Origin of the sequence: Hymenobacter sp. DG25A, assembly GCF_001280305.1 — a bacterium.
Taxonomy (GTDB): Bacteria; Bacteroidota; Bacteroidia; order Cytophagales; family Hymenobacteraceae; genus Hymenobacter.
The window spans coordinates 2,215,726-2,240,484 of sequence record NZ_CP012623.1 but is presented as its reverse complement, the minus strand read 5'-3'; the positions used below and the strand labels follow the sequence as shown (position 1 = coordinate 2,240,484).

20 protein-coding genes are annotated in these 24,759 nt (G+C 58.3%); 11 read left to right on the top strand and 9 right to left on the bottom strand.

Translation table 11 applies throughout. The features are described 5' to 3' along the window. Window positions 1-3 precede the first annotated feature (3 nt). From AM218_RS09585 to AM218_RS09575, 3 genes are all read right to left on the bottom strand, one after another. Window positions 4-2,346 (bottom strand): TonB-dependent receptor, encoded by a 2,343-nt coding sequence (locus tag AM218_RS09585; RefSeq protein WP_054413666.1) that lies wholly within the window; start codon window positions 2,344-2,346, stop codon window positions 4-6. A gap of 101 nt (window positions 2,347-2,447) precedes the next feature. Next, on the bottom strand, window positions 2,448-2,762 hold the full coding sequence (trxA, locus tag AM218_RS09580; RefSeq protein ID WP_044512622.1) for a thioredoxin: 315 nt from the start codon (window positions 2,760-2,762) through the stop codon (window positions 2,448-2,450). Between the two features lie 117 nt (window positions 2,763-2,879). Then, window positions 2,880-3,329, bottom strand: a complete 450-nt coding sequence (locus AM218_RS09575) for a hypothetical protein (RefSeq protein ID WP_157547613.1) — start codon at window positions 3,327-3,329, stop codon at window positions 2,880-2,882. Window positions 3,330-3,744: 415 nt separating this feature from the next. Between AM218_RS09575 and AM218_RS09570 the strand changes: the two genes are divergently transcribed. Further along, window positions 3,745-4,809 carry a DUF6687 family protein gene (locus AM218_RS09570; RefSeq protein ID WP_054413664.1) on the top strand — a complete coding sequence of 355 codons (1,065 nt, stop codon included), beginning with the start codon at window positions 3,745-3,747 and terminating at the stop codon, window positions 4,807-4,809. Here AM218_RS09570 and AM218_RS09565 read toward each other — a convergent pair. Next, window positions 4,806-8,237 carry an SbcC/MukB-like Walker B domain-containing protein gene (locus AM218_RS09565; protein ID WP_054413663.1) on the bottom strand — a complete coding sequence of 1,144 codons (3,432 nt, stop codon included), beginning with the start codon at window positions 8,235-8,237 and terminating at the stop codon, window positions 4,806-4,808. The genes AM218_RS09570 and AM218_RS09565 overlap by 4 nt on opposite strands. A 188-nt stretch (window positions 8,238-8,425) precedes the next feature. Here AM218_RS09565 and AM218_RS09560 point away from each other — a divergent pair, with 188 nt between their 5' ends. From AM218_RS09560 to AM218_RS16790, 6 genes are all read left to right on the top strand, one after another. Further along, window positions 8,426-9,421: an alpha/beta hydrolase family protein gene (locus AM218_RS09560; protein ID WP_054413662.1), complete on the top strand. Its 996-nt coding sequence runs from the start codon at window positions 8,426-8,428 to the stop codon at window positions 9,419-9,421. Window positions 9,422-9,531: 110 nt separating this feature from the next. After that, complete coding sequence (locus AM218_RS09555) at window positions 9,532-11,808, top strand: GH92 family glycosyl hydrolase (protein ID WP_054413661.1); 2,277 nt, start codon at window positions 9,532-9,534, stop codon at window positions 11,806-11,808. 127 nt (window positions 11,809-11,935) lie between these two features. Further along, a complete protein-coding gene (locus tag AM218_RS09550; protein ID WP_054413660.1) occupies window positions 11,936-12,427 on the top strand; it encodes a nuclear transport factor 2 family protein in 492 nt (163 codons plus the stop codon). After that, window positions 12,417-12,821: a hypothetical protein gene (locus AM218_RS09545; RefSeq protein ID WP_054413659.1), complete on the top strand. Its 405-nt coding sequence runs from the start codon at window positions 12,417-12,419 to the stop codon at window positions 12,819-12,821. Before AM218_RS09550 ends, AM218_RS09545 begins: the two co-directional genes overlap by 11 nt. A gap of 47 nt (window positions 12,822-12,868) precedes the next feature. Beyond that, complete coding sequence (locus tag AM218_RS09540) at window positions 12,869-15,163, top strand: GH92 family glycosyl hydrolase (RefSeq protein WP_054413658.1); 2,295 nt, start codon at window positions 12,869-12,871, stop codon at window positions 15,161-15,163. Window positions 15,164-15,206: 43 nt separating this feature from the next. Further along, window positions 15,207-15,638 (top strand): hypothetical protein, encoded by a 432-nt coding sequence (locus tag AM218_RS16790; RefSeq protein WP_157547612.1) that lies wholly within the window; start codon window positions 15,207-15,209, stop codon window positions 15,636-15,638. Window positions 15,639-15,849: 211 nt separating this feature from the next. Here the strand turns inward: AM218_RS16790 and AM218_RS09535 are convergent, their stop codons facing one another. After that, on the bottom strand, window positions 15,850-16,086 hold the full coding sequence (locus AM218_RS09535; RefSeq protein ID WP_054413657.1) for a hypothetical protein: 237 nt from the start codon (window positions 16,084-16,086) through the stop codon (window positions 15,850-15,852). 204 nt (window positions 16,087-16,290) lie between these two features. On the opposite strand from AM218_RS09535, the gene AM218_RS09530 reads away from it, so the two are divergent. Further along, window positions 16,291-17,571 (top strand): glycoside hydrolase family 2 TIM barrel-domain containing protein, encoded by a 1,281-nt coding sequence (locus AM218_RS09530; RefSeq protein WP_231717470.1) that lies wholly within the window; start codon window positions 16,291-16,293, stop codon window positions 17,569-17,571. Between the two features lie 90 nt (window positions 17,572-17,661). On the opposite strand, the gene sbcD is transcribed toward AM218_RS09530, so the two are convergent. From sbcD to AM218_RS09515, 3 genes are all read right to left on the bottom strand, one after another. Beyond that, window positions 17,662-18,891: an exonuclease subunit SbcD gene (gene sbcD, locus AM218_RS09525; protein ID WP_054413656.1), complete on the bottom strand. Its 1,230-nt coding sequence runs from the start codon at window positions 18,889-18,891 to the stop codon at window positions 17,662-17,664. 316 nt (window positions 18,892-19,207) lie between these two features. Continuing rightward, the gene (locus AM218_RS09520; RefSeq protein ID WP_054413655.1) at window positions 19,208-19,546 is read right to left on the bottom strand and encodes a DUF6970 domain-containing protein; all 339 of its coding nucleotides are present in this window, start codon (window positions 19,544-19,546) and stop codon (window positions 19,208-19,210) included. A gap of 117 nt (window positions 19,547-19,663) precedes the next feature. Further along, entirely contained in the window at window positions 19,664-21,043 is a 1,380-nt protein-coding gene (locus tag AM218_RS09515) for an MBL fold metallo-hydrolase (RefSeq protein ID WP_054413654.1), read from the bottom strand. Window positions 21,044-21,255: 212 nt separating this feature from the next. On the opposite strand from AM218_RS09515, the gene AM218_RS09510 reads away from it, so the two are divergent. Next, window positions 21,256-21,693, top strand: coding sequence for a MarR family winged helix-turn-helix transcriptional regulator (locus AM218_RS09510; protein WP_054413653.1), 438 nt, complete (start codon window positions 21,256-21,258; stop codon window positions 21,691-21,693). 77 nt (window positions 21,694-21,770) lie between these two features. Next, on the top strand, window positions 21,771-22,415 hold the full coding sequence (locus AM218_RS09505) for an NADPH-dependent F420 reductase (protein ID WP_054413652.1): 645 nt from the start codon (window positions 21,771-21,773) through the stop codon (window positions 22,413-22,415). 93 nt (window positions 22,416-22,508) lie between these two features. Here the strand turns inward: AM218_RS09505 and AM218_RS09500 are convergent, their stop codons facing one another. Continuing rightward, window positions 22,509-22,988 carry a DUF4890 domain-containing protein gene (locus AM218_RS09500; protein WP_054413651.1) on the bottom strand — a complete coding sequence of 160 codons (480 nt, stop codon included), beginning with the start codon at window positions 22,986-22,988 and terminating at the stop codon, window positions 22,509-22,511. A 199-nt stretch (window positions 22,989-23,187) separates the two neighbouring features. Here AM218_RS09500 and AM218_RS09495 point away from each other — a divergent pair, with 199 nt between their 5' ends. Then, a complete protein-coding gene (locus AM218_RS09495; RefSeq protein WP_054413650.1) occupies window positions 23,188-24,753 on the top strand; it encodes an amino acid permease in 1,566 nt (521 codons plus the stop codon). Window positions 24,754-24,759: the final 6 nt, after the last annotated feature.

The following is a 24,759-nucleotide window of genomic DNA, read 5'->3' as shown; positions in this document are numbered from 1 at the left end:
CCTCTAAAACTTGAAATTGTATGTTACCGAAGGAATGACCGGGAACAGGGATACCTGCCGGGCCCGGTAGCCGGTTACCTGGCTTTCATCCTCGTTTTTCACCTGGTCGAAATACACGAAGTAAGGGTTGCGGCGGTTGTAGGCGTTGTAGATGCTGAAGGTGAGGTCTGACTCCGGAAACCAGCGCGTGGGCAGCAGCTTCCAGACCACACCCAGATCGAGGCGGTGATAGGGTGCCAGGCGGTAGCCGTTGCGGTTAGGGTACACGGGCACCGGCTCCGCATCGGCCCCATAGATATCCTGAAAAACAAAGCGCGCCAGCGGCAGCGTGGTGGGGTTGCCGGAGCTGAAGGTGAGGGCGCCGGTGAGGTTTACGCGCTTGGAAAGCTGGTGCAGGCCCACCACCGTCAGGTTATGGCGCCGGTCGTAGGTGGGGTAGAACAGCTCGCCGTTGTTGATGCCGGAAGTGCCGCGCTGGGCCTCAAACCGGCGCTTGGTCCAGGACAGCGTGTAGCCTATCCAGCCGGTGGTGCGGCCGCTTTTCTTTTCCAGATATAGCTCGTTGCCGTAGGCGAAGCCCTTGCCGAACAGGAATTCCGCATCCAGGTCGGGGTTCACAAACAGCTGGGCCCCATCCCGGAAATCCACCTGATTGCGCGACCATTTGTAATACACCTCATTAGACAGCAGGTAAGTGCCACCGCCAAACAGAAAGCTGAGGCCGGCGGATACTTGCTGGCTGCGCTGCGGCTTCACCGACAGTCGCGAAGGGTACCAGATATCCGTGGGCAGGGAAGCGCCGGAGTTAGTAACCAGGTGCAGGTATTGGTACATCAGCGCGTAGCTGCCTTTCAGGGCAAGTTTGGGCGAAAGGGTGTAGCGGGCCGAGAGGCGCGGCTCCAGCCCGCCGTACGTTTCGGTGCCGCTGCGGAAGCCCGTCAGGCGTAGGCCATATTCCAGCTGCCACCGGTCGGAGGCCCGGAAGTTATCGGTAGCATACAGCCCGCCTTCCTGACCCGCGTAGGTCACATCCTGCCCAAAATTCAGGCGGCCATCGGTGGAGCCGGCTTTCAGGCGGCCCACGCCAAACTGATGCTGCGTGCCCATGGCCCCAAACCGGATAGTGTGCCGGTCAGAGGGCGTATACTCAAAATCCGTCTTCAGGGAGTAGTCCTGAATGGTAGAGGCCAGGTTGAAGCTGAACTGGTCCAGCTTGTTGGTAATGCTGTACTGGTAGTGCGTGAAAGCGGCCGTAGTATTGGCATACAGCCGCTTGTTGAACACGTGGTTCCAGCGGGTGGCGGCCACCCCGTTGCCCCAGTTGAAATTGAAGTTGAAGCCGTTGGTGGAGTTGAAGCCAAACTTATCCTGCCCGTAATAGCCCGTCAGGTACACCCGGTCTTTCTCGCCCAGCGTGTAGTTGGCTTTGGCGTTGAAATCGTAGAAATAATAGTCGGGAATAGGGTTGAAGTCGGGGTCGTCTACGTTGGCTTTGTTGATCTGGCGCGTGAAGACGTCGAAGTACGTGCGCCGGCCAGAGAGCAGAAAGGCCCCTTTGTTTTTCACGATGGGCGCCTCCACCGTTAGCCGGGAGGAAATCAACCCCAGGCCGCCTGTTACGCTGGGCTTCTGGTTGTTACCCTCGCGCAGCTTTACATCCACCACGGAGGAAAGCCGCCCGCCGTACTGGGCCGGAAAGCCGCCTTTGTACAGATCCACGCTCTGCACCGCATCGGAATTAAACACCGAAAACAGCCCGAAAAGATGGTTGGGGTTGTACACCACCGCATCATCCAGCAGCACCAGGTTCTGATCGGGGGAGCCGCCGCGCACAAACAGGCCGGAGGTGCCTTCGCCACCATTTTGCACGCCGGGCTTCAGCTGCAGGGTTTTCAGAATGTCTACCTCGCCAAACAGGGCCGGCAGCAGCTTGGCTTCCTTGGCCGTGAGGCGCTCCACGCTCATCTGGGTGGTTTGCAGCTTTTGCTCCAAGGTGCCCGATGACTCTACTATCACCTCGCCCAGCTCATTGCCGGCCAAGGCCAGCTGCAGATTCAGCTGCTGATCGGCCCGCAGATTCACGGTGCGCGTCAGGGTCTGGTAGCCGATAAACGAAACCACCAGCTCGTGGCGGCCGGCCGGCAGCACCAGCACGTACTTTCCGTTGGCATCGGCCGTTACGCCGGTATTCAGCGCCGGCACGGCTACGGAAGCGCCGGGCAGGGTTTCGGCGTTGCTCAGCACCTTGCCTTGCAGCGTGTAGGTGCGTTGCTGGGCCAGCACAAAATAGGGAAGCAGCCAAAACCCGCAGGCCACCATTAAACATCGAAACACGGAAAGAGGCATCAGCAGCACGGTATATCACAAAGCACCGCAAAGGTAGCCGAAAGGCCTTACCTCTGGGAGTTCTCAGTGAAATGCTGCCGGGCACTCAATTGTTTTCAGATTTAACCGGCCTGCATGTAGGGCTGAACTACCTGCGCCAGTTGCTGCGCGGGCACTACGCCCGCCTGCCGCCAAACCGGCTGTCCTTTGTGAAACAGAATCAGAGTAGGAATACTCTGCACCCGGAACTGCTGGGCGGCCGCCTGGTTGCGGTCTACATCCACTTTTATCACCTTCAGCTTGCCCTGGTGCTGGGCCGCTACCTGCTGCAGAATGGGCGCCATGGTTTTGCACGGCCCGCACCAATCCGCATAAAAATCGACCAGTACCGGCATGCCGGGGCTATTAATGAGTTCGGAAAATGATTTCTTAGGCATGGCGGCAACTCTTTAAAAGGAAGACGTGGAGTGCTGGCCGCGCGGTGGGCAGCAGGCACAAAAAAAGCGTCTGGAGCACTTGTGCTCCAGACGCTTTATACGGGAATTCTGAAAAACCTACCGGCCCTTCTTCTCAATAACGGTTACATCATTGGAGGTGGTCGGAAACTCAAACCGGCCACTTACTACACGCTTGCCGGAAACCTGGCACTCCCAGGTATAGCGACCAGGAGTAGTACGGGCCGCCTCATTGGCTTCTGATTTAAAGTAGTCACCGTTGCTGGGGTCAGCCGGATACATAACGTCCGCCCCGTTCTGGCCTTTTTCGATTTCTTTCACTAGGATGTACTGCTTGCCATCCTCGTTGGTCACAATAAACTTAGCGGTATAGGTGCCTAGCTGCCCATATTTATCCATAACGCCCAGCTTAATGTAGGCGTCCGTAGAAACCATCCAGGTCTGCGCCTGGGTGGTGGTGGCGCGGAAGGCCAGCAGCATCAGCAGCAAGCCTGCTAGACGCAGCACGCGGGTTAAGGATGATGAATTGTTACGCGTAGAAGTTTGCATGGTGCAAATAGATAAGAGTGTGACGAACAGGAGCGGCGGGACAAGCAATTAAAAACTGGCTAGACTATGCAGTTGCGAAGCAGATACATACTCTGGGCAACCAAATATAAAAAGCCAAGTCAGTAATTCACAATGATTTCAATGGAATTTTTTTGACATGCTAATAATTCTGTAATACTTGCTACCAGCCTGATAATCTGCCTGGGTTTTGCTGTTTGCCTGATAAGCAGGAGGGATTTTCCGAAATCAGGCTAAGTTGGATCCTGGCTATTTTTGTCTGATTTCTGCAAAAGTCCTACTTCCTGCCGCTGAGAGTATAACCAGAGTGCCGCGCGGCCCCTGTGACCCACAGTAACTATTGAAAAAGGCAGTTGTAGCTTCGCCGCCACCGGCGCTTCCGCCCAACCCATTTACTATGAGCCGCACTTTCGTGCCTTTTGCGCAACTCTGCCGGCAGCCTGCTATTGTAGTGGATAGCGTAGGCTTAGGTGCCGTGCTTACGCTGGCGCACTGGCGCGGGGCCGCCACTCCGGCCGCCCTGCGCGATGATACCAGTGCGGGCTCCGTGCTGCGGGCCCTGCACGCCCCGGAAACCGCAGGGCTGCAGGCACTGGCCGTAACCGCCAATCATTTCGATGTGGATGGCTTTGTGGGCGTGTGGGCCTTGCTGAACCCAGTGCTGGCCCTGCAGCACGAGCACCTGCTCCGGCTGGTAGCTACGCTGGGCGACTTCCGCGAAATCAACTGGCAGGACCCATTGGCCGACCACGCCCTGCAACTGGTGTGCTGGCTGAATGCGGAAGAAAAAGCCCGGTTCTACGAGCCCTTCGGCGCCCCGGCCCGCCGTCGGCGGGAGGATGAGGCTTCGGCGGAGAAATTTGAGTGGTTCTTGCCCCGCTTCGCTGATATGCTGGATAACCCGGCAGGCGGCCGGGCTGCCTGGCAGCCGGAGTACACGCGGGTAAAGCAGGCGGTAGCCGTGATGCAAAGCCCGGCCACCCAGCTCACGCGCTACCCGGAAATCGGGCTAACGGTGGTGCGTACGCCGGAGCCGCTGCCGTATTACGCCCTGTTTGGCCCTACTGCCGGCACCGATATGGTGCTGTGCCTCTACGATGGGCAGCGCTACGAATTCGAGTACAAATACACTACCTGGATTGACCTGGCCAGCCGCCCCACGCTGCCGCGCCTGCGGCTGGATGCGCTGGCCGCGCGCCTCAACGCCCTGGAAGCCGCGCCGCGCCGCTGGACCTTTGACGGGATCACCGACACCGGCCCGCTGTTGCGCCTGAGCGGCAAAGGCCTCACCAAAGCCCAGCGCTACGCCGACCCCGACCAGCGGCCTATCTACGCCTCGGCCATCATGCCCGCGCAGCTGGAAGCGGAAGTAGTAGCGTTTTTTAGGGCCGGCTACGCCGGTATCATGCCGAAGCGAGACTGGACGTGGGCGGAAATCCGGGCGGCGAGTGAATCGGCCTAAACTTCCTCCCCAAAGCCCAGCACCTGCAAAGAGCTGAACCCGCCTGCACCCTTCCGCACGTTGATTTGCGTGGTGACGCGCTCCTTCAGGGCCTCCACGTGGGAGATGATACCGATGGTTTTGCCCGTGCCCTGCAGCATTTCTAGGGCCGAAAGTGCCACGTCCAGCGTGTCGGGGTCCAGCGTACCGAAGCCTTCGTCAATAAACAGGGTGTCAATCTGGGTTTTGCGGCCCGCCAACTCCGAGAGGCCCAGCGCCAGTGCCAGACTCACCAGAAAACTTTCCCCACCCGACAGCGAATTCATGGAGCGCGCCGAACCGGCCTGGTATTCGTCCTGAATCAGCAGGTCCAGATGCTGCTCGGGGTTGCGCAGGATGCGGTACCGGTCGATGAAGCGGTGCAGGTGGCGGTTGGCTAGGTCGATGAGGCGGGCCAGGGTGAGGCCCTGAGCAAACTCGCTGAACTTCTTGCCATCGGCCGAGCCGATGAGCTCCGCCAGTTGCCGCCAGCGGCGGGCTTCCTGCTGCTGCTTTTCCAGCTCCGCCGCCAGGGCGGCGTGCCGTTCCAGGCCCGCCTGATGGCTTCCCAGCCGTTCCTGTCGCTGGCCCAGCTGCTGGTTGAGCGTGGCCAGATGCTGGTTGTGGGTAGTCAAAAGCTCTTCGATGCGCTCTAAGGGCTCCGGCGTGAGGGCACGGGCTTCTTCCTGCTGCAGCTGCCGGGCGGTTTCCTGGGCGGTTTGTTCGGCCAGTGCTACGTCCTGCTCGTGGCGGCGCAACTGGTTCTGCAGGCTGGCGGCTTCCGGTTCGGGCAGGAGCAGCGGCAGCAGGTCGGCGGGGTTGGGGGAGAGGCCGGCGGCGGTGAGGCCTGCCGTAAGCGCCGCGTGGCGTTCTTCGTGGGCCTGCTGCTGGTGCTCTACGTCCAGCTCCCGCTGGCGCCGCTTGTCCACGGCTACGGTCAGAGCGGTTTCGTGCTGCTGAAACTGCTGCTCGGCCTGCTGGCGGTGCAGGTCGGCGGTGCGCAGGGCGTCTTCCAGGCGCTGGCGGGCGCGGGCCACATCGTCTTCGGAGAGCAGCTCCCGGCGCTGCTGCTCCTGGCGCTGCATGGCTTCATGGTCCAGCTGCAGCTTTTCGCGGCGCTGATTTAATTCCTGCTGCAACTCGTCGCGGTGCTTCTGAGCGGTTTCGGCGCGCTGCTGGGTCAGCAGTAGCTCGCGCTCCAGCTTTTCCGCTTCCTGTTGCTTCTGGCGGAATTCAGCCCCTACGCTTTCCAAACGCTGGACCAGAGCCGGGCCATTTTCGCCCGAAAACTCCAGCCCAAAAGCAGAAAGCAGGCTGACAATCATTTCCCGGATTTTGGGTGCCTGCTCCCGGGAATCATTCAGCCGCAGCGTGAGGCCTGCCAACTCCGCGCCCAGCTGCTGCTGCTGCTGTTGGGCGTTGTGGCGGTCGGCCTGGGCTTTGGTTTGAGTAAGCTGGGCCTGCTGCTGCTGCTGTTCCAGGGCGCGCAGCTCCTGCACCAAGGCGCGCACGGTGCCGGGGATAGAGGTTTCTTCCTCCACCGAAAGCCACCGCACTACCGTGGTTTCCGGCGTAAGCAGGGTTGCATCGGTTTCCAACAAGCCACTGATGGAAGTAAGGCGGTTGATGCGCCCTTTCAGATCCACCGTCTGCTGGGTCAGCTCCTGTTCCCGCTGGCGGTCCTGCTGCACCGAATCGTGACTTACGCCCAGCAGGCCTGCCGTAAACGGATGCTCCTTCGCGCCGCACAAGGGGCACGGCTCGCCTGGTGTTAGTTGCTGTCGGGCTTCTTCGTGGGTAAGAATGAGCTGATGCGCCTGCGTGAGGCGGCGCAAATCCTGCACGCTGCTTTCCAGGGCCTGTTCTTCGCGGTGCAGCCGGGCCACGTGGTGCGTGAGCTGGTGCCGCCAGTCGTGGCGGGCGGCGGTGGCGGTAGCGTACTGCGTGGCAAGGATGCTGAGCTGCGTTTCCACCTCCTGCAGCTGCTGCGCGCTGCTGGCCTGGGTGGCGGTGGCCGTAGCCCATAGCTGCTGCCGCGTTTTTACCTGGTGCTCCAGCTCTGCTATTTCGGCCTGCACGTGCTGCCAGTCGTGCAGAAAGCCGCTGAGCGGGGCCAGGGCTTCCGCCGTGCCGCTTAGCACGGTATGGCGCGTGAGCCAGTCGCGCAGCTCATGGGCTTGGTGCTGGTGCTGCCTGGTTTGTTCGGCAGCGTGAGTGGCTTCGCGGTTCTGCTCTTTCCAGAGGGCATTGCGCTCCTGATATTCCTGCTTGCCGGTTGCAAGGCGCTGCCGGGCTTCGGAGAGCAGCAGGTCCAACTGTTCGGCGGCACGCAGCTTTGGTTCCTGCTGGTCCCGGTTGCCCGCGGCCTGTTCATATGCCTGGTGGGCTGCGGTGCGGGCCGCCTCTGCCGCGGCGCGGCGCTCTTCCAGCTGCGGGAGCTGCTCCTGCAGCTGCCCGGCCTCCCGGCGCAGACGGGCTACCAGCTCTTCGGCCTGCCGTAACAAAGCAAAATCAGTAGCAAAAGGGGCCGCCTGCTGGTGCCCGGCCAGCCGCTGCCGCAACGGGGCCAGCGCTTCTGACTGTGCTGCCAGCCGTTGCTGCTGTTCCTGCGTGGCTTGCTGTTTCTGGCGCAATTCCCGCAGGCGCAGCTGCCACTGCCGGGCCTCGCGCAGCTGTTCCTGGGCCGCCGTGGCGGTACTCAGTTGGGTGGTCAGCTCCTGAATTTCGGTTTCCAGAAACGACACTTCTTCCGGCGAGAGCAGCACCAAACCCGTCAGGCCGGCGCGCAGCTGCTCCACCTGCTGGGTTTCCTGCTTGGCGCGCTCAAACGCGGCCCGCGAGATGTCGGAATACTTCCGGGTGTCGGTGATTTTCTCCAGCAGCTGGGCCCGCTCCCCGGCCGGGGCTTTCAGAAAGCGGGTAAAGTCGCCCTGGGCCAGCAGCACGGAGCGCAGGAACTGCTTGTACTCCAGCCCGCTCAGCTCGGCCACTTTTGCCGGAACCTTCGATTTATAGGTTTCCAGAAACACCCAGGTTTCCGTGCCATCCTCCGCTACTTTCCGCTCGCTGAGCTCCATTTTGGAATCCTGGAGGTTGCCTTCCGGCTTCCGGCGGGCGCGGTACTGGCCCCACTTGGAGCGGTATTGCTGGTCGTTTACTTCGAACTCCACTTCGGCCCAGCTTTCGCCGGTGCCGTGGCTCATGACGTGCTCTGGGCCGCTGGTTTCGTGGCGGGGCACCTGGCCGTAGAGGGCCAGGGTAATGGCATCGAGAATGGTGGTTTTGCCCGCGCCGGTGGGGCCGGTAATGGCAAACAGGCCCGCATCTACCAGCGGCGTCTGGCTAAAATCAACGGTGTGCTCCCCGCGCAGGGAGTTCAGATTATAAAAGCGGACGCGGAGAATTTTCATAGGGCAAACCGGGCAGGGGAGAAGCCGGGAAAAAGCAGAAGAAAATAGCGGTAAGCGGCTCATAAGCCGCCGGGCACACAGCACACGAAGTTACGCCGAAGCGGGCGTTTCGGCATCGGGAAAAAAGGCAAACTACATTTGGGGCCGGGTCTGGCCGACTGGCCGCCCATTTATAGAAACTATACTCCATGAAGTTATACTATTGGCTCTGGCTGGTCCTGCTACCGGTGGGCGCATTGGGACAGCAGAAAACCGCCGCCGATTATGGATTTCGGCATTTGCGAACAGTTTTTCAGGGCGACACCGTCGACATTCTCATCAAATCCCGCGCAGTGGAAGAGCAGGTGCCCAAGCCGCTATTCTTGTTTTGCCAGGGAAGCCTGCCGCAGCCGCTCCTTAAGCTGGCCGATGACGGCCACGTATATGGCGTGTTCCCCTTTAAGCCGGATAGCCTCCTGCGGCAGTATCATCTGGCTATCATCGGCAAGCCCTACGTGCCTTTAATCGGGCAGAAAAGTAAGCTGGGGCGCAACTTCACGTACGTAGAGCCCAACGGTAGTTTCCCGGCTGCTTACTCCCGGCGCAATCATCTGACTTACTATGTAAAACGGAACATTGCGGTGCTGCGCTTTTTGCGGCGGCAACCCTGGGTTGCCAAACAGCGGCTGGTGGTAGCCGGTCATTCGGAAGGCAGTACCGTGGCGGCCAAAATGGCCCAGAACTTTCATCCGATTACGCACCTGATTTATTCCGGTGGTAACCCCAGTGGCCGAATCCTCAACATCATTGCGCAGGACCGCGCCGTGGAAACCGACAGCAGCCGCACCGGAGAAGCTTCCTTGGCTGATTGGCAGACAGTGGTCAACACTCCTCAAGATTTGAACGCCTCGCAGGGGGATACGCATCTGGCCACTTACAGCTTTTCTATTCCGCCGCAGGAATACTTACAGAAGCTGCGGATACCGACCCTTATTTCCTACGGCACCAAAGACTGGTGCGCGCCTTATGTGGATTTACTACGGGTCGATTTTATTCGGAGCCATAAGACTAACGCGACCTTCCTGCCCTACATCGGCACCGAGCATAATTATTTCCCAGTGCTGCCCAACGGCCAACCGAATTATGAGGTGTTTAATTGGGATAAGGTGGCCGATGACTGGCTGGCTTGGTTGAGTAAAAAGTAAGATGATATGTTGTTGGAGCGGATTAAGCAGGGGCGGATATACTGCTAAGTAAATCGTGCGATAATCGGGGCATATTCTAACTTCCCGGCTTCAATGCTACCCTGAAGCTGATGAATCGACTTCTATCTGTCTTTCTCCTCGCGTTCCTCCCACTCTTCGCCCAAGCTCAAGCCCCCGACCTGGCCGACCTGGTGAACCCGCTGATGGGCACCGACTCCAAGCCCAGTCTTTCCAATGGCAACACCTATCCAGCCATTGCGCGGCCCTGGGGCATGAACTTCTGGCTGCCGCAAACGGGCAAGATGGGCAGCGGCTGGGCCTACCAGTATTCGGCCGATAAGATCAAAGGCTTCAAGCAAACGCACCAGCCTTCGCCGTGGATGAACGACTACGGGCAGTTTGCCCTCATGCCTATCACCGGGGCGCTGCGCTTTGAGGAAGAGGAGCGGGCCAGCTGGTTTTCGCATAAGGCCGAGGTAGTTACGCCCTACTACTACCGCGTGTACCTTGCCGACTACGACATTACCACCGAGCTGACGCCCACCGAACGCGCCGCCCGCTTCCGCTTCACCTTCCCAAAAACCGACAGCGCCTACGTGGTGCTCGATGCCCTGGACCGTGGCTCCCACGTGCAGGTGCAACCCCAGCAGCGCCGCATTATTGGCTACACTACCCGCAACAGCGGTGGCGCGCCGCAGAACTTCAAGAACTACTTCATCATCGAGTTCGACCACGAGTTCAGCAGCACCACTATTTACCTGGATAAAGTGCTCTACGGGCAGCCGCTGGAAGCTACCGGCGGCCACACCGGGGCCGTGGTGGGCTTTAAAACCCGCAAGGGCGAGCAGGTGCAGGCGCGGGTTGCTTCCTCGTTTATCAGCCCCGAGCAGGCCGAGCGCAACCTGCAGGAAATCGGCACCAACGACTTTGAGACGGTGAAGCAGCAGGGCAAAGCGGCCTGGAACGAGCAGCTGGGCCGGGTGCAGGTGGAAGGCGGCACCGATGCCCAGCAGCGCACCTTCTATTCCTGCCTGTACCGCTCCCTTCTGTTTCCCCGCAAGTTTTACGAGCTGGATGCCGCTGGTCAGCCCGTGCATTACTCGCCCTACAACGGCCAGGTGCTGCCCGGCTACCTCTACACCGATACCGGTTTCTGGGACACCTTCCGGGCCTTGTTTCCCTTCCTGAACCTGCTGTACCCCGATGTGAACAGCCAGATTCAGGCGGGCCTTGTGAACACCTACAAGGAAGGCGGCTGGCTGCCGGAGTGGGCCAGCCCCGGCTACCGCGACATTATGGTAGGCAACAACTCGGCCTCCGTGGTAGCCGATGCCTACCTGAAAGGCGTACGCGGCTACGATATCAACACGCTCTATGAAGCCATGCTGAAAGGCGCCAACGCCCAAGGCCCGCTGGAGGCCGTGGGCCGCGCCGGCGCCAGCTACTACAACAAGCTCGGCTACGTGCCCTACGACGTCAAAATCAACGAAAGCGCGGCCCGCACCCTGGAATACGCCTACGATGACTTTGCCATTGCCCAACTCGGGAAGGCGCTGGGTCGGCCCAAAAAGGAAGTGGCGCTCTACCAGAAGCGCAGCCAGAACTACCGCAACCTCTTCGACAAAGAAACCCGCCTGATGCGCGGCCGCAACCAGAACGGCACGTTCCAGTCGCCCTTCAACCCCTTTAAGTGGGGCGACGCCTTCACGGAGGGCAACAGTTGGCACTACACCTGGTCGGTTTTCCATGATGTGCACGGGCTGATGACGCTCATGGGCGGCCCCAAGCCCTTTGTGGCGGCGCTGGACACGGTGTTTACCCTGGCGCCGGTGTTCGATGCCTCGTACTACGGCTCCGTGATTCATGAAATCCGGGAAATGCAGATTGCGGGCATGGGCAACTATGCTCACGGCAACCAGCCCATTCAGCATATGGTGTACCTCTACGCCTACGCCGGTCAGCCCTGGAAAACCCAGTATTGGGCCCGCGAAACCCTCAACCGCCTCTACCTGCCCACCCCCGATGGCTACTGCGGCGACGAAGACAACGGCCAGACCTCGGCCTGGTACGTCTTCTCGGCTCTGGGTTTCTACCCCGTGTGCCCCGCCACCGACCAATACGTGCTGGGCGCCCCGCTCTTCCCGAAAACCACCCTGCACCTCGCCAACGGCAAGACTATCGTGCTGAACGCCCCCGCCAACAGCGCCGCCAACCGCTACGTGCAGGCTGTGCGCCTCAACGGCCAGCCCTACACCCACAACTGGCTCAGCCACGAGGCGCTGATGCAGGGGGCAACAGTGGATTTTGATATGGGAGATAAGCCGAATACAACGCGTAGTACGAAAGCTGAGGACGCGCCGTATTCGTTTTCGCAGGAGAAGAAGTAGGGCAGCCTATTTAAACCTAATTGAACGTCATGCTGAGCGCAGCCGAAGCATCTCGCTCACTTCGTTGGGTTTACTACACTAGCGTCATGCTTCGACTGCGCTCAGCATGACGCAAAAGAAATGAGGTATGAAAAATTGGTATGCGCTATTGATAAGTTTGGCCAGCCTGAGCGCTTGCGCCACGGTAAAACCCACCACTCCAGCTGCAGCAGGGGCGTACAAGCCAGTCGATGCGCAATTGTACCGCACCATTGCCCAGCAGGATAGCGCCATGTTCGTGGCGTTCAACCAGCACGATGTAGAGAAGCTGCAAACCTTCTTTGCCGAAGACCTAGAGTTTTACCACGATAAGGGCGGATTGGCCAACTTTCAGCAAACCATGCAGGGCTTCCGAAATATGTTCGCCCAGAACAAAACCACTGGCCTGAACCGCCAGCTGGTACCGGGCACGCTGGAAGTGTACCCCATCAACGGCTACGGCGCCGTGGAAACTTACCAGCACCGTTTCTGCCACGTGGAAAATGGCAAAGACGACTGTGGCACTTTTAAGAATATGATGGTGTGGCGGCTAAAGGATGGGCAGTGGAAAGTAACGCGGGTGGTGAGTTATGGGCATTAAAGCGTTGCAAAACACAATCCATGTAATGGATGCAGAAGCTCTGGCGAAAGAGCTGAATATTCCTTTTACCGAAACTCAGAATTTATTCTCTTTCCAGTTAAATAAGAACACCCATACAATTGCTATTGACCTCTTAAAAGATGGGCAATACATATTTGTGTCCGTTAAAGAAGATCAATTGAAATATCCCATTGAGCATATTGAGTTTTATGGGAGAGAAACCAAAGATGAAATTCTTCAGGAAGTGAAGGATGTTTCTGCCTTGTTTGCTGCCAACGAAACCAGGTGCGTCTTTGTAGAAGGACAGCAAAGAAAGTTGGCGCTGGAAGTACTGCAAGATGGTAAGTGGGAGAGATATGGATATCCCAATACGGCCATAAAACCTACGCAGTAAAGGGACTTGGTATTACCTTCCCAGCTTCAACGCTACCACCGAAGCTGATGAACCGCCTTTCCATCGCCGCGCTCCTCCTCGCATCCTTCCCCACCTTCGCCCAAAAAGCCAGGCCCGACGAAAACCTCGTGCAATACGCGCACCCCATAGTGGGCACGCAGCGGATGGGGCACACGTTTCCGGGGGCTACGGTGCCGTTTGGCATGGTGCAGCTCTCGCCCGATACCGATACCATCAGCTACGAGCAGAACGGCAAGTACAACCCCAAGGTGTACGAGTACTGCGCCGGCTACCAGTACGAGGATAAAACCATCGTCGGGTTCAGCCACACGCACTTCAGCGGCACCGGCCACTCCGATCTGGGCGACTTCCTGATTATGCCCACCACCGGGCCGCTGCAGCTCAACCCCGGCACCGCCGATAAGCCCGAAAGTGGCTTCCGCTCCCGGTTTTCGCACCAGAATGAAGTAGCGGAGCCGGCCTACTACAAGGTGAAGCTCGATGACCACAACATCCTGGCCGAGCTGACGGCCACCACCCGCGTCGGCTTTCACCAGTACACCTTCCCGAAGGCCGACGACGCCCACATCCTCCTCGACCTAACGGCTGGCATCTACAACTACCCCGATAAAAACGTCTGGACGTTTGTGCGCGTGGAAAACGACTCCTTGGTAACCGGCTACCGCCAGACCAACGGCTGGGCCCGCACGCGCACCGAGTATTTCGCTCTGCAGTTCTCCAAGCCCTTCCGCCAGTACGGCGCCCGCAACTACGCCAAAAAGCAGGCCTACCGTGGCTTCTGGGGTCGTTTCGATCAGGCGCATAACTTCCCGGAGCAGGCCGGCGAGCAGCTGCGCCTATACTTCGATTTTCAGACCCAGGCAGGGGAGAAGATCAAGCTGAAAATGGCCTTATCCGGGGTAAGTACCGAAGGGGCGCTGCGCAACCTGCGCGCCGAGCTGCCGGGCTGGGATTTTGAGCAGGTGAAGCGCCAGGGCCAGGCGCAGTGGCAGCAGGAGCTAAGCAAGGTCACAATTGAGTCGCCGAAACGGGTGGACAAGGACAACTTCTACACGGCCCTGTACCACGCCTTCCTCAGCCCCACTACCTACCAGGACGTGGATGGCCAGTACCGCGGCCTCGACCAGAACATTCACAAAGCCGAAGGCTTCACCAACTACACCACCTTCTCGCTCTGGGATACCTACCGCGCCCTGCACCCGTTGTTCAACGTGCTGCAGCCCAAGCGCAACGCCGACATGATTCAATCTATGCTGGCGCACTTTGGGCAGAGCGCCGAGCATATGCTGCCCGTGTGGAGCCACCACGCCAACGAAAACTGGTGCATGATTGGCTACCACGCGGTGCCCGTTATTGCCGATGCCATTGTGAAAGGTAACGCGCCCTTCGATGCCAACCAGGCCCTGGACGCCTGCGTGACTACCGCCCGCCAGCAATGGTACGACGGCATAGGCGAGTACCTGCGCCTGGGCTACGTGCCCGAGGACAAAAGCAACTCCTCCGTCTCCAAAACTCTGGAATACGCCTACGACGACTGGTGCATTGCCCAGGCCGCCAAAAAGCTCGGCCGCCCGGATATTGAGCAGGAATTCAGCAAGCGCGCCCAGAACTGGCAGAACGTGTACGACCAGCGCATCGGCTTTATGCGCCCGCGCCTTTCCGATGGTTCCTTTCGTAAAGACTTCGATGTGCTGAGCACCCACAACCAAGGCTTCATTGAGGGCAATGCCTGGAACTACAGCCTCTACGTGCCTCAGGACCCCGCCGCGCTTATCGCCAAAATGGGTGGCAATGCCCGCTTCACGGAGCATCTGGACTCGCTGTTCACCATGCACCTGCCGGATAAGTTTTTCGCCGAAACCGAGGACATCACCCGCGACGGTATCATCGGGAACTACGTGCACGGCAATGAGCCCGCCCACCACGCCGCCTATCTCTACAACTGGACCAACCAGCCGTGGAAAACCCAGGCCCGCGTGCGCATGATTCTGCCCAAAATGTACCGCCCCACGCCCGACGGCCTCGGCGGCAACGACGACTGCGGGCAGATGTCGGCGTGGTACGTCTTCTCGGCGCTGGGCTTCTACCCCGTAGCGCCCGGCTCGCCAGAATACGCCCTCGGCAGCCCCGCCATCCACGGCGCCACGCTCCGGCTGGAAAACGGCAAAACCTTCCGCATCACCGTCAAAAACCAGAGCGACAAAAACGTGTATGTAAAGGAAGCCCGACTAAATGGCCAGAAGCTGACGCGGCCTTTCCTCAATCATCAGGATATTCTGAATGGCGGGGAGTTGGTGTTTACGATGGCGGGGAAGCAATAGACATAGGTAGGAAATTAAGCGTCTTAAATTGCTTTGCCTGGTTATGAAAGTTAAAACGAATGCCAATCGGTTGCCTGAATCAGAAATAGTAGAGCGAGTAATAAGAAATTTCGTTGTAAAGCACAGACAAGCTAGATATTTGGCTAAAACTAAAAAGCCAAATTCGAATGGTAGTTATGGCTTTGGAGAGCTAGCGCACTTTATTGATAATCTAGATTTGCGGTATTGCAAGAAAATACCGGCTGGCTCTCAATCTACTGACTATGTACTAGAGAATATAGGTGCTTTAACCACATCTAAAGAATGCTATATAATACACGAAAGTGCTCATTTAGATGGGAGATGGATGCCCATAAAAGAAACTCTGACAGAAATATTAGGCAGGAATTTAGGCGCATTCATTGTAGTTGATAATGGAGATATTATCTATCATGAAAGTGAGGATACTAAGGAGCGGTATATAGGAGTAAGGTAGAAAGGGCAGTAGTCCTATCTGTTGCTCTTTGCTAATTATTTTTATTATAATCCTCTCTAAACTAAATTCGATTCGATAACCTCATTGTACCCACGTTAAATATTCAATTGGTAGTGGGGTAGAATATATAGCGCACAAGCATTCATACAAAAGCCTCAGTAATCCTTTTTTAAGTTGGATTACTGAGGCTTACTACTTAATGACTTAAAGTCTAGTGGTTAGGCAAAAACCCAGGAGTTGCGCCGCTCTTATTTTTATTCCGATTATAGAGATACGCCGCGCCGGCCGCCAGCAGCGCGCCGGTGACGAGCTTACGGCCAGCACCGCCAGACCGGCCGGCGGTGTCATAGGTGCCAGTAGTAGGGTAAACGGTCTTGCGACCCCCAAACAGGCCTGAAAGCAGGCCACCCATAGTGCCGCTGGGGCGGTCAGAACCAAATATGCTCATGATTGACAAGGGATATGGTGTAGGCTATAATAACGCAGACAGCGCCATTGGGGTTAGTTTCAAAAGGCTGTAAATCAGGAGTCGGGTTGCATAAATAGGTGGCCTACCCCGGAGCCGCGCATATTTTGAGGGTAGGGAAGCAGCGTAACGTGCGTTTTCTGCGTTAGATTTGGTACCCCCTTCTGCCTCCTTACTCCTCATATTTTGTCCGTAAATCTGCGTTTTCTGCTCCCATTGCTGGCTCTCAGCACCACTGCCTATGCCCAAAGCGGCCCGGTTAAAGTCGAAGTAAAACAGACCGATGGCCGCTACGAGCTGCTGCGGGGTGGCCAGCCATACTTCATCAAAGGCGCGGGCGGCGGGCAGTTCCCGGAGCGCGTGAAAGCCTACGGCGGCAACTCCATTCGTACCTGGAGCACCGAGGGCGCCGATGTAACACTGGCCGAAGCCAACAAAAACGGCCTGACCGTGATGCTGGGCCTGGACGTGGCCCGGGAGCGGCACGGCTTCGACTACAACAACCCGCAGGCCGTGGCCGAGCAGCTGCAAAAGGTGCGCGCCGAAGTGCTCAAGTACAAGGACAACCCCGCCGTGCTGTTCTGGGGCATCGGCAACGAGCTGAACCTGGAGTACACCAACCCCAAAGTGTGGGATGCTGTGCAGCAGATTGCCCAGATGATCCACGAAGTGGACCCCAACCACCCCACCAGCACCGTGCTGGCGGGCCTCAATCAAAAGGAGGTTGACCTGATCAAGGCGAAGTGCCCGGCCGTGGATATCCTCAGCATTAATACTTACGCCGGGCTGGCGGCCATTCCGCAGCAGGTGCGCACCACCGGCTGGACGGGGCCGTACGTGGTAGCCGAGTGGGGGCCCACCGGCCACTGGGAAAGCCCCGTGACGCCCTGGAAAGCCTCGGTAGAGGAAACCAGCAGCCAGAAAGCCGCCGTGTACCAGAGTCGCTACGAGGCCTCGGTTGCCAAGGACAAAACCCAATGCCTGGGCACCTACGTGTTTCTGTGGGGCCAGAAGCAGGAGCGCACGCCCACTTGGTACGGCATCTTCACGGAGGATGGGAAGGAGTCGGAAGTGGTGGATGTGATGCAGTACCTGTGGAGCGGCCAGTGGCCCGAAAACCGCGCCCCGCACCTGGCGGGTTTCCGCCTGAATGGCCAGCAGGCCACGGATAGCGTGTACCTGCAGCCCGGCAAGCGCTACCCCGCCATCGTCTCCGTCACCGACCCCGATAAAGACCGGCTGACCTACCGCTGGGAGCTGCTCCCGGAAAGCACCGACCTGAAATCCGGCGGCGACCAAGAAAGCCGCCCGGCACCCATTGCAGGGCTGATTCCGGCGAATGCCAAAGCCAAAATCAAACTCAAAGCCCCCGATAAGGAAGGCGCCTACCGCCTGTTCATCTACACCTATGATGGGCACGACAACGTAGCCACCGCCAACATTCCGTTTTATGTAAAGGGCAAGTAGCCGTTGTTGGTTTCTTGAAAGCACAGCAGCCATCTAATTATTAAAGAGTCTGCATAAAAAAAGGCCACTGAATTTCAGTGGCCTTTTTCTTTACATGCGTTCCAGCAGCTCATCAAACGTGCGCAGCAGGTCGGCGCGGCTGTCCTCCGGCTCGGCGGCCAGGCGCTGCTCAAATACTTCGCGCTCCGTAAAATCGTGGAGGCTGCGGGTGAGGGGCGCATCGGTTTCTTCTCCCTCGCCGAGGGCGCGGAGTTTCACCAAACGGAAGTGGCGGCGGGCCAGTACTTCCAACTGCTGCCGGTCCAACTCCTGAATTACTTTGAGCAGAGCATCGGCTACTTCCAGCTGGGTGAGTTCGGAGTGCACCTGCACATCGGCCCAGGCGGGGAGGTGGTAGCCGGTATTATCGTAAGTGGTGAGGCTTTGGGTGACTTCCTGCAGGGTGCCGTGGAAGCGCACCAGCCGCCGGGCACCCGGTACCAGCAGGCTCTGCAGCTCAGCCAGGCAGCCGGCCTTAAAATCCAGCAGCAAGACTTCCTTTGGGTGGTCTACCTCGGAAAAAGAAAGCGGAATAGGGGAGCCGGAGTAGCGGATATGCTCCCGCCCGCCCACGCGCTGCGGCCGGTGAATGTGGCCTAGGGCCACGTAATCGAAAATATCGGGGAAGTGGTCAGCGGTAACCTGGCCCAGGTTGCCCACATGAATGGTTCGCTCAGAATCGGAAGGGGCGGCGCCGGCGGCGTAGAGGTGGCCGGTGGCAATAATGGGCAGGCCCAGGTCTTTGAGCTGCCATACCTGCTCTATCTCGGCGCAGCGGGAGTAGTGGTCGGCTATGCCTTGCTTGATGCGGGCTTCGCGCTCCTCGGCGGTTTCGCCGGGCACGGAAAGGCGCACGTCCCGGTCGCGGAGAAAGGGAATGGCGCACACCACCAGGCCGGGCTTGCCGTGGGCGTCATCCAGCACCAGCACCTGGTCCTCGAAGCAGTCGGGCACGCAGCCTACCACGTGCACGCGCAGGTGGCGCAGCAGGCGGGCAGGGGCGTTGAGGGTGGCGGGGGAGTCGTGGTTGCCGCCCACTACCACAATGTCGCGGCAGCCGGTGCCGCGCATATTCAGCAGAAAGGAGTAATACAGCTCCAGCGCCTGATTGGAGGGCGAACCGGTATCGAAAATATCACCGGCCACTATCAGCACTTCCACCTGCTGCTCGCGCACGGTCTGCACCAGCCAGTCCAGAAAGTGGCGGTGCTCATCGGTGCGTTCGTGCCCGCTGATGAAGCGTTGACCCAGGTGCCAGTCGGCGGTGTGTAGTACGCGCATAACTACGAAGATACTTCTGCCGGCTGTAAGAAGAAAGCTCCGGTGTTATCGGCCAGCGTATCAGTCATAAGCGAAACAAGCTCTTTTGTAGAAATACACATTAGAAATAGAAGCTCCACGCGCATCACTCGCCAATTTTTCAAACCCGCCTGTCATCCTGAGCCCTTCGAAGGACCTTCTACCAGCTGAACGACAATCGTTGGAACGACTCGTGCAGACGGGACAAGGTCCTTCAAAGGGCTCAGGATGACAGGCGGGTTTGGATTGGAGGATGATGCTAATGAAAAGAGCGGCTATTTATGTCTGTGATTATTATTTATTTCTCCCAGATGGTGCGCTTGTACTCGGCCTTACTGAAGTCCTCGTCGTTGATTTTGGTGTTTCCTCCGAATCCGCCCAGGTAGCCGAGCGAATTGCAATTGCCATCTATCACCTCAGCATTACCATCAGCAATACAATCACCCGGGTTGAGAACATAGACTAGTTTCCCCTGAAAAAAGTACTCCTTAATGTTAACATCCGACTCACAAGGAGCCTCTTTCAGGTCCACGGCTTTTTGCTTTATACACTTGGGAGAATCCTTGGCAATATCGACCTTCTCGCAGGCCGTGAATGCAAAGGCGGAGCCAATCAAACAGTAGAAAATCTTCTTCATAGGAATGCAGGTGAAGGCGCCGGGTGCCATAGAAAACAAAAATGACCAGAGGCTCGCAAGTCCCTGGTCATTTTAAGAGTACGCGCCGTGCCAGATAGTTGCACTGCGCAAAGTTGTTTACACGTGCGCTGATTGCGTCTGAAAGGTGGTAATAGCTTCGCCGAGGTCATAAACCGGCACGCCGGGCAGGGCCGCTTCCAGAATGCTGGCACCCGCTGCGGAGCGGTAGCCCCCGGCGCAATGCACCAGAATCGGTTTATCGGTCGGCACTTCGCGCACCCGTTCGCGCAACTCGGGCAGCGGAATCAGCAGGGCATTATCGAAAATAGGGTGCTGGGCCTCGGTGCGGTTGCGGATGTCTACGATGGTGAAATCCTGAGGCTGCTGGCGCACGTGCTCCACATCGGTGGTGGGGCTGGTGGCCGGCAGCTGGTGGGGCGTGAGCAGGGCGCCTTTGATGTTGGTTTCGTAGCCGATTTTGGCGGCTTTCCGAATCACGGTGTCCAGGGCAATCTGGGAATCGGCCAGCAGATAAAACGGCTCCTGCGGACCTACAATGGAGCCCAGCCAGGTTTCAAACTTGCCGCCATCCATCAGGTTAATGGCGCCGGGCAGGTGGCCGGCCCGGAACTCCGCCGCCGGGCGGGTATCAATAATCAGAATGCCGGGCTCTACGGGTGTGTCCATGAGGGGGCGCGGCACCCGCCGGATGCTGTCCTCGAAGGGCAGCGCACCCTGCTTGTTCAGCATCACATCGTGCCCAAAATACTTGGGCATAAAGGGCTGGTCCTCCAGCAGCACTTTCACAAACTCGTCCTGCGTCATGGGCTGCAGGGCGTAGTTGGTTTTCAGCTCTTTGCCAATGGTGCTGTCCAGATCGGGGCTGGTGGTTTTGCCGCACAGGGAGCCCGGGCCGTGGGCCGGGTAGACGCGCGTAGTGGGCGGCAGCGTCATGAGCTTGTTGCGGGTAGAGTGGTAGAGCTGGACGGCCAGCTGCTCGCGCTGGTGCCCGCCTACCAATTCGTCCTCGCGCAGATCGGGGCGGCCTACGTCACCCACAAACAGCGTATCGCCGGTGAAAACGGCCCGCGTCTGGGCTAAATCGTCTATCAGCAGAATGCTGATGCTGTCCGGGGAGTGACCGGGGGTGTTCATGGCATGCAGCTCCACGGTGCCCAGCGCTATCCGGTCGCCATCATCAAACGAATGATGGGGGTAGGTGGCGTGCACCAGCTTGCTGCAGTAAATAGTAGCGCCGGTTTCTTCGGCTATTTCCAGGTGCGAGGATACAAAATCAGCGTGCGGATGCGTCTCAATAACGGCTACAATCCGGGCCTCGTGCTCGTCGGCAAAATCATAGTAGGGTTGGGGGTCGCGGGCCGGGTCAATGATAGCTACCTGGCGGCCGCTACGGATAGCGTAGCTGGCGTGGGCAAGCCCTTTATCGTAAAACTGCTGAATTTGTACCGACGAGGTACTACTGGGAAGGGGACTCATAGGGGTATAACTTGGTGGATGCCTCGGACGCAGCTACGCGGGAGGCATATTTTCAAATATAAGCAAGTGTAGTTCCTTTTGTATGGCGGAGGCTGATTCTGTGGCAAATTGACAGGCTAAGCCTTCGGAAAAGGCTCATTCAGGATTATGAAATATTATTTTTAATAATGCTTGTACATACAATTATAAAAATCCATTACCTTTGAGCCATCATGAGCGACAAAAAGAATTCCCCTTACTGCGGCTGCCTGTTTTTTGCGGCCAATGCGCTGGGCCGGCTGTTAACCGGACTGGCCGATCAGGAATTCCGGACCACGGGGCTGGCTCCCAGCCTGGCGTTTGTGGTGATGAACGTGAACCGGCAGCCCGGCATTCAGCCGTCCCAGCTCAGCGAGCTGATGAAGCTGACGCCCTCTACCGTGTCAAGGCTAGTGGAAAAGCTGGAGCACCAGGGCTACCTGCGCCGCGAGGTAACCGGGCGCACCACGCAGGTGCATGCCACGGAGAAGGGGCAGGCCCTGCAGCCGCAATTGCAGGCCGCCTGGCGCAGCCTGTATGCCCGCTACTCCGAGCTAATTGGCGTGGAAGCTGCCAAAATGCTTACCCAACAATCTTATACCGCCATTCAGGCGCTGGAAGAGGCTGAATAGCCTTTTTTTGGTCGATTAATAATTGCATGTACAACCAAACAAATTCATTTCTCACTCTCACCTTTACCAATTAACATATGAAAATCGGAATTTTAGGTACCGGCAATGTAGGGCAGATGCTGGGCGCCAAGCTGCTTTCTTTGGGCCACGAGGTGATGCTGGGCTCGCGCCAGGCGGGTAATGAAAAGGCCGTAGCCTGGGTGCAGCAGCACGGCGGCACCGCCCGCGAAGGCTCTTTCACCGACGCAGCTCAGTTTGGCGAACTGCTGATTGTGGCCACCATGGGCACGGGCACCATAGCCGCCGTAGAGCAGGCCGGCGCGGCCAACGCGGCCGGCAAAACCGTCATCGACCTGACCAACCCGCTGGACTTCTCGCAGGGCATGCCGCCTCAGCTGTTCGTGGGCGTTACGGACTCTCTGGGCGAGCAGGTGCAGCGCGCCCTGCCCGGCGCCCATGTGGTAAAAACCCTTAACCTGGTAAACGTAGCCCAGATGATTGACCCGGCCTCCGCCAACGGGGGAGGGGAGCCCGACATGTTCCTGTGCGGCGACGATGCCGGGGCTAAACAGCAGGTAACGGAGCTGCTCCAGCAGCTGGGCTGGCGCCGCATCACCGACCTGGGCGGTATTAAGGAAGCCCGCGCCACCGAGCCGTTTGTGCTGCTGTGGGTGCGCTACGGCATCCTGCACAACACCTGGACGCACGCCATGCGGTTCTAATACGGCGCGTGTTTTCAGGACATCCTCCAACAACAAGCCCCGGCCAAACGGCCGGGGCTTTTGCATACGGTGGTACGTAGTACAGAGCAGAAATTAGGACTGAGCCTTCATTTTCATCTTGTCGTGCTTCATTTTCATTTTGCCGTCCTTCATGCGGGACTTATGCTTCTGCATTTTCTCGTCGCGCATTTTATCATACTTGGCGTATTGCTCTGCGGTGAGGACGCCCTTCAGCTGGGCTTCGTATTTTTCCCGGGTGGCTTTCATCTCCGGCATAGCGGCCTTACGGTCGGTAGAGGCAGCGTATTTAGTGTGAATGGCATCTATTTCCTGGCCCTGGGCTAGCAGGATGGCCTGCACTTTGGAGGTTTGATCAGCCGAGAGGGAGAGCTGCTGGGTCAGGTGCTGCGACATCTTTTCAGCGCGCTGCGCCGGCGTCATCTTCTCGTGGCCCATGCCCATGCCCCTGCCGTGGTGCGTGCCCGGGCCCTGGGGAGTGGTAGTGGTGGTTTGTGCGGAAGCGGCGGTAGTAAAAAGGGCAGCCATGGCTACCAAAGCAAGCATCTTTTTCATAGCAAGTGAGTCTGTGGAATGGTTTTGCCGAGTTAGATGACAAAGCAGGTGCCAGGTTTAATCCGGGTTTGAATGCCGGCCCGAACCACCATATTTGCCCCCCAGTCCGGATAATCGACTATATTGGCCATGCCGTTGCTGCCTGGCAACCATCAGTTTCTTTCCTACTCACCTTTCTTTCTTCTCTCTTTTCACCTCTATGGCAAATATTTTCGCCAAAAAACCGCTGGCCCTGCTCTTGGGCGAGGCCAACTCCACGGGCCACGGCACACTAAAACGTACGCTGGGGGCTGCCAACCTGGTAGCGTTGGGCGTGGGAGCCATCATCGGTGCGGGTTTGTTTGTGCGCACGGCAGCAGCGGCGGCTCAGGCTTCGGGTCCGGGCGTAACGCTGGCTTTCATTGTGGCAGCTATTGGCTGCGTTTTCGCTGGTCTGTGCTACGCTGAGTTTGCGGCCATGATTCCCATTGCCGGCTCGGCCTACACCTACGCCTATACCACCATGGGCGAGTTTGTGGCCTGGGTTATCGGCTGGGCCCTTATTATGGAATACGCCCTGGGCGCCGCCACGGTGTCCATTGCCTGGAGCGAATACCTGAATAAGCTCTTAGAAGTCTTTGGGACCAGTATACCGTACAGCTTAAGTCACTCGCCCTTCGAAAGCGCCGTTGTAAACGGCGTAACCCAGCATGGCATGATTAACCTGCCCGCGCTGCTGATCATCGTGGCCCTGTCCTTGCTGCTCATCAAGGGCACGCAGGAGTCGGCTATGTTCAACGCTGTGGTAGTGGTGCTGAAAGTAGCCATCGTGCTGGTTTTCATTGCGGTAGGCTGGCAGTTCATCAACCCCGCCAACCACACGCCTTACCTGATTCCGGAAAACGCAGAGCCAGTGAAAAACGCAGCGGGCACCATTGTGCGCGAGTACACGGCGTGGAATAAGCACGGCTGGGGCGGCGTACTGGGTGGCGCGGCCATCGTATTCTTCGCCTTCATTGGGTTTGATGCCGTGAGCACGGCCGCACAGGAAGCCAAAAATCCTAAGCGCGACATGCCCATCGGCATCCTGGGCTCTCTGGCCATCTGCACGGTGCTCTACATCCTGTTTGGCCACGTGCTGACGGGCGTTGCCAACTGGCGCGAGTTTGCTGACCCGGCTCTGGGCGGCGAGGCATCTGTTACCTATGCTATTAAAAACCACATGCCCGGTTTCGAGTGGCTGAGCACCGCCGTGACGGTGGCCATTCTGCTGGGTTTCTCCTCCGTAATTCTGGTGATGCTGATGGGCCAAAGCCGCGTGTTCTTCTCCATGGCGAAGGATGGTCTGATGCCAAACGCCTTTTCAGAGCTGCACCCCCGCTACGGCACGCCTTATAAGTCGAACATTGCCCTGCTGATTTTTGTGGGTGGTTTCGCGGCCTTCGTGCCCGGTTCCCTGGCCGGCGACTTAACCTCCTTCGGTACGCTGCTGGCCTTCGTGCTGGTATCGGCCGGTATCTGGATTATGCGCCGCTCCGACCCCGCGCAGCACCGTCCGTTCCGGGCGCCGCTCTCCTCGCCGTCGTTCCCCCTGGTGCCCGTTATGGGAGTCCTGGTATGCACCAGCATGATTCTGGCGCTGGATTCGTTCACGCTGAAGGTGGCCTTTGGCTGGATGATTCTGGGCTTTATCGTGTATTTCCTCTATGGCAAGCGCAACTCCAAGCTGCAGCAAGGCATTGTGGTAATGCCTACTGAAATGGATAAAGTAACCGTGCACGAATAGTCGAGC

Bases quoted from the DNA above. Each gene is read 5' to 3' on its own strand.
- AM218_RS09585 (WP_054413666.1), bottom strand. From the start codon at position 2,346: ATGCCTCTTTCCGTGTTTCGATGTTTAATGGTGGCCTGCGGGTTTTGG.
- trxA (WP_044512622.1), bottom strand. From the start codon at position 2,762: ATGCCTAAGAAATCATTTTCCGAACTCATTAATAGCCCCGGCATGCCG.
- AM218_RS09575 (WP_157547613.1), bottom strand. From the start codon at position 3,329: ATGCAAACTTCTACGCGTAACAATTCATCATCCTTAACCCGCGTGCTG.
- AM218_RS09570 (WP_054413664.1), top strand. From the start codon at position 3,745: ATGAGCCGCACTTTCGTGCCTTTTGCGCAACTCTGCCGGCAGCCTGCT.
- AM218_RS09565 (WP_054413663.1), bottom strand. From the start codon at position 8,237: ATGAAAATTCTCCGCGTCCGCTTTTATAATCTGAACTCCCTGCGCGGG.
- AM218_RS09560 (WP_054413662.1), top strand. From the start codon at position 8,426: ATGAAGTTATACTATTGGCTCTGGCTGGTCCTGCTACCGGTGGGCGCA.
- AM218_RS09555 (WP_054413661.1), top strand. From the start codon at position 9,532: ATGAATCGACTTCTATCTGTCTTTCTCCTCGCGTTCCTCCCACTCTTC.
- AM218_RS09550 (WP_054413660.1), top strand. From the start codon at position 11,936: ATGAAAAATTGGTATGCGCTATTGATAAGTTTGGCCAGCCTGAGCGCT.
- AM218_RS09545 (WP_054413659.1), top strand. From the start codon at position 12,417: ATGGGCATTAAAGCGTTGCAAAACACAATCCATGTAATGGATGCAGAA.
- AM218_RS09540 (WP_054413658.1), top strand. From the start codon at position 12,869: ATGAACCGCCTTTCCATCGCCGCGCTCCTCCTCGCATCCTTCCCCACC.
- AM218_RS16790 (WP_157547612.1), top strand. From the start codon at position 15,207: ATGAAAGTTAAAACGAATGCCAATCGGTTGCCTGAATCAGAAATAGTA.
- AM218_RS09535 (WP_054413657.1), bottom strand. From the start codon at position 16,086: ATGAGCATATTTGGTTCTGACCGCCCCAGCGGCACTATGGGTGGCCTG.
- sbcD (WP_054413656.1), bottom strand. From the start codon at position 18,891: ATGCGCGTACTACACACCGCCGACTGGCACCTGGGTCAACGCTTCATC.
- AM218_RS09520 (WP_054413655.1), bottom strand. From the start codon at position 19,546: ATGAAGAAGATTTTCTACTGTTTGATTGGCTCCGCCTTTGCATTCACG.
- AM218_RS09515 (WP_054413654.1), bottom strand. From the start codon at position 21,043: ATGAGTCCCCTTCCCAGTAGTACCTCGTCGGTACAAATTCAGCAGTTT.
- AM218_RS09510 (WP_054413653.1), top strand. From the start codon at position 21,256: ATGAGCGACAAAAAGAATTCCCCTTACTGCGGCTGCCTGTTTTTTGCG.
- AM218_RS09505 (WP_054413652.1), top strand. From the start codon at position 21,771: ATGAAAATCGGAATTTTAGGTACCGGCAATGTAGGGCAGATGCTGGGC.
- AM218_RS09500 (WP_054413651.1), bottom strand. From the start codon at position 22,988: ATGAAAAAGATGCTTGCTTTGGTAGCCATGGCTGCCCTTTTTACTACC.
- AM218_RS09495 (WP_054413650.1), top strand. From the start codon at position 23,188: ATGGCAAATATTTTCGCCAAAAAACCGCTGGCCCTGCTCTTGGGCGAG.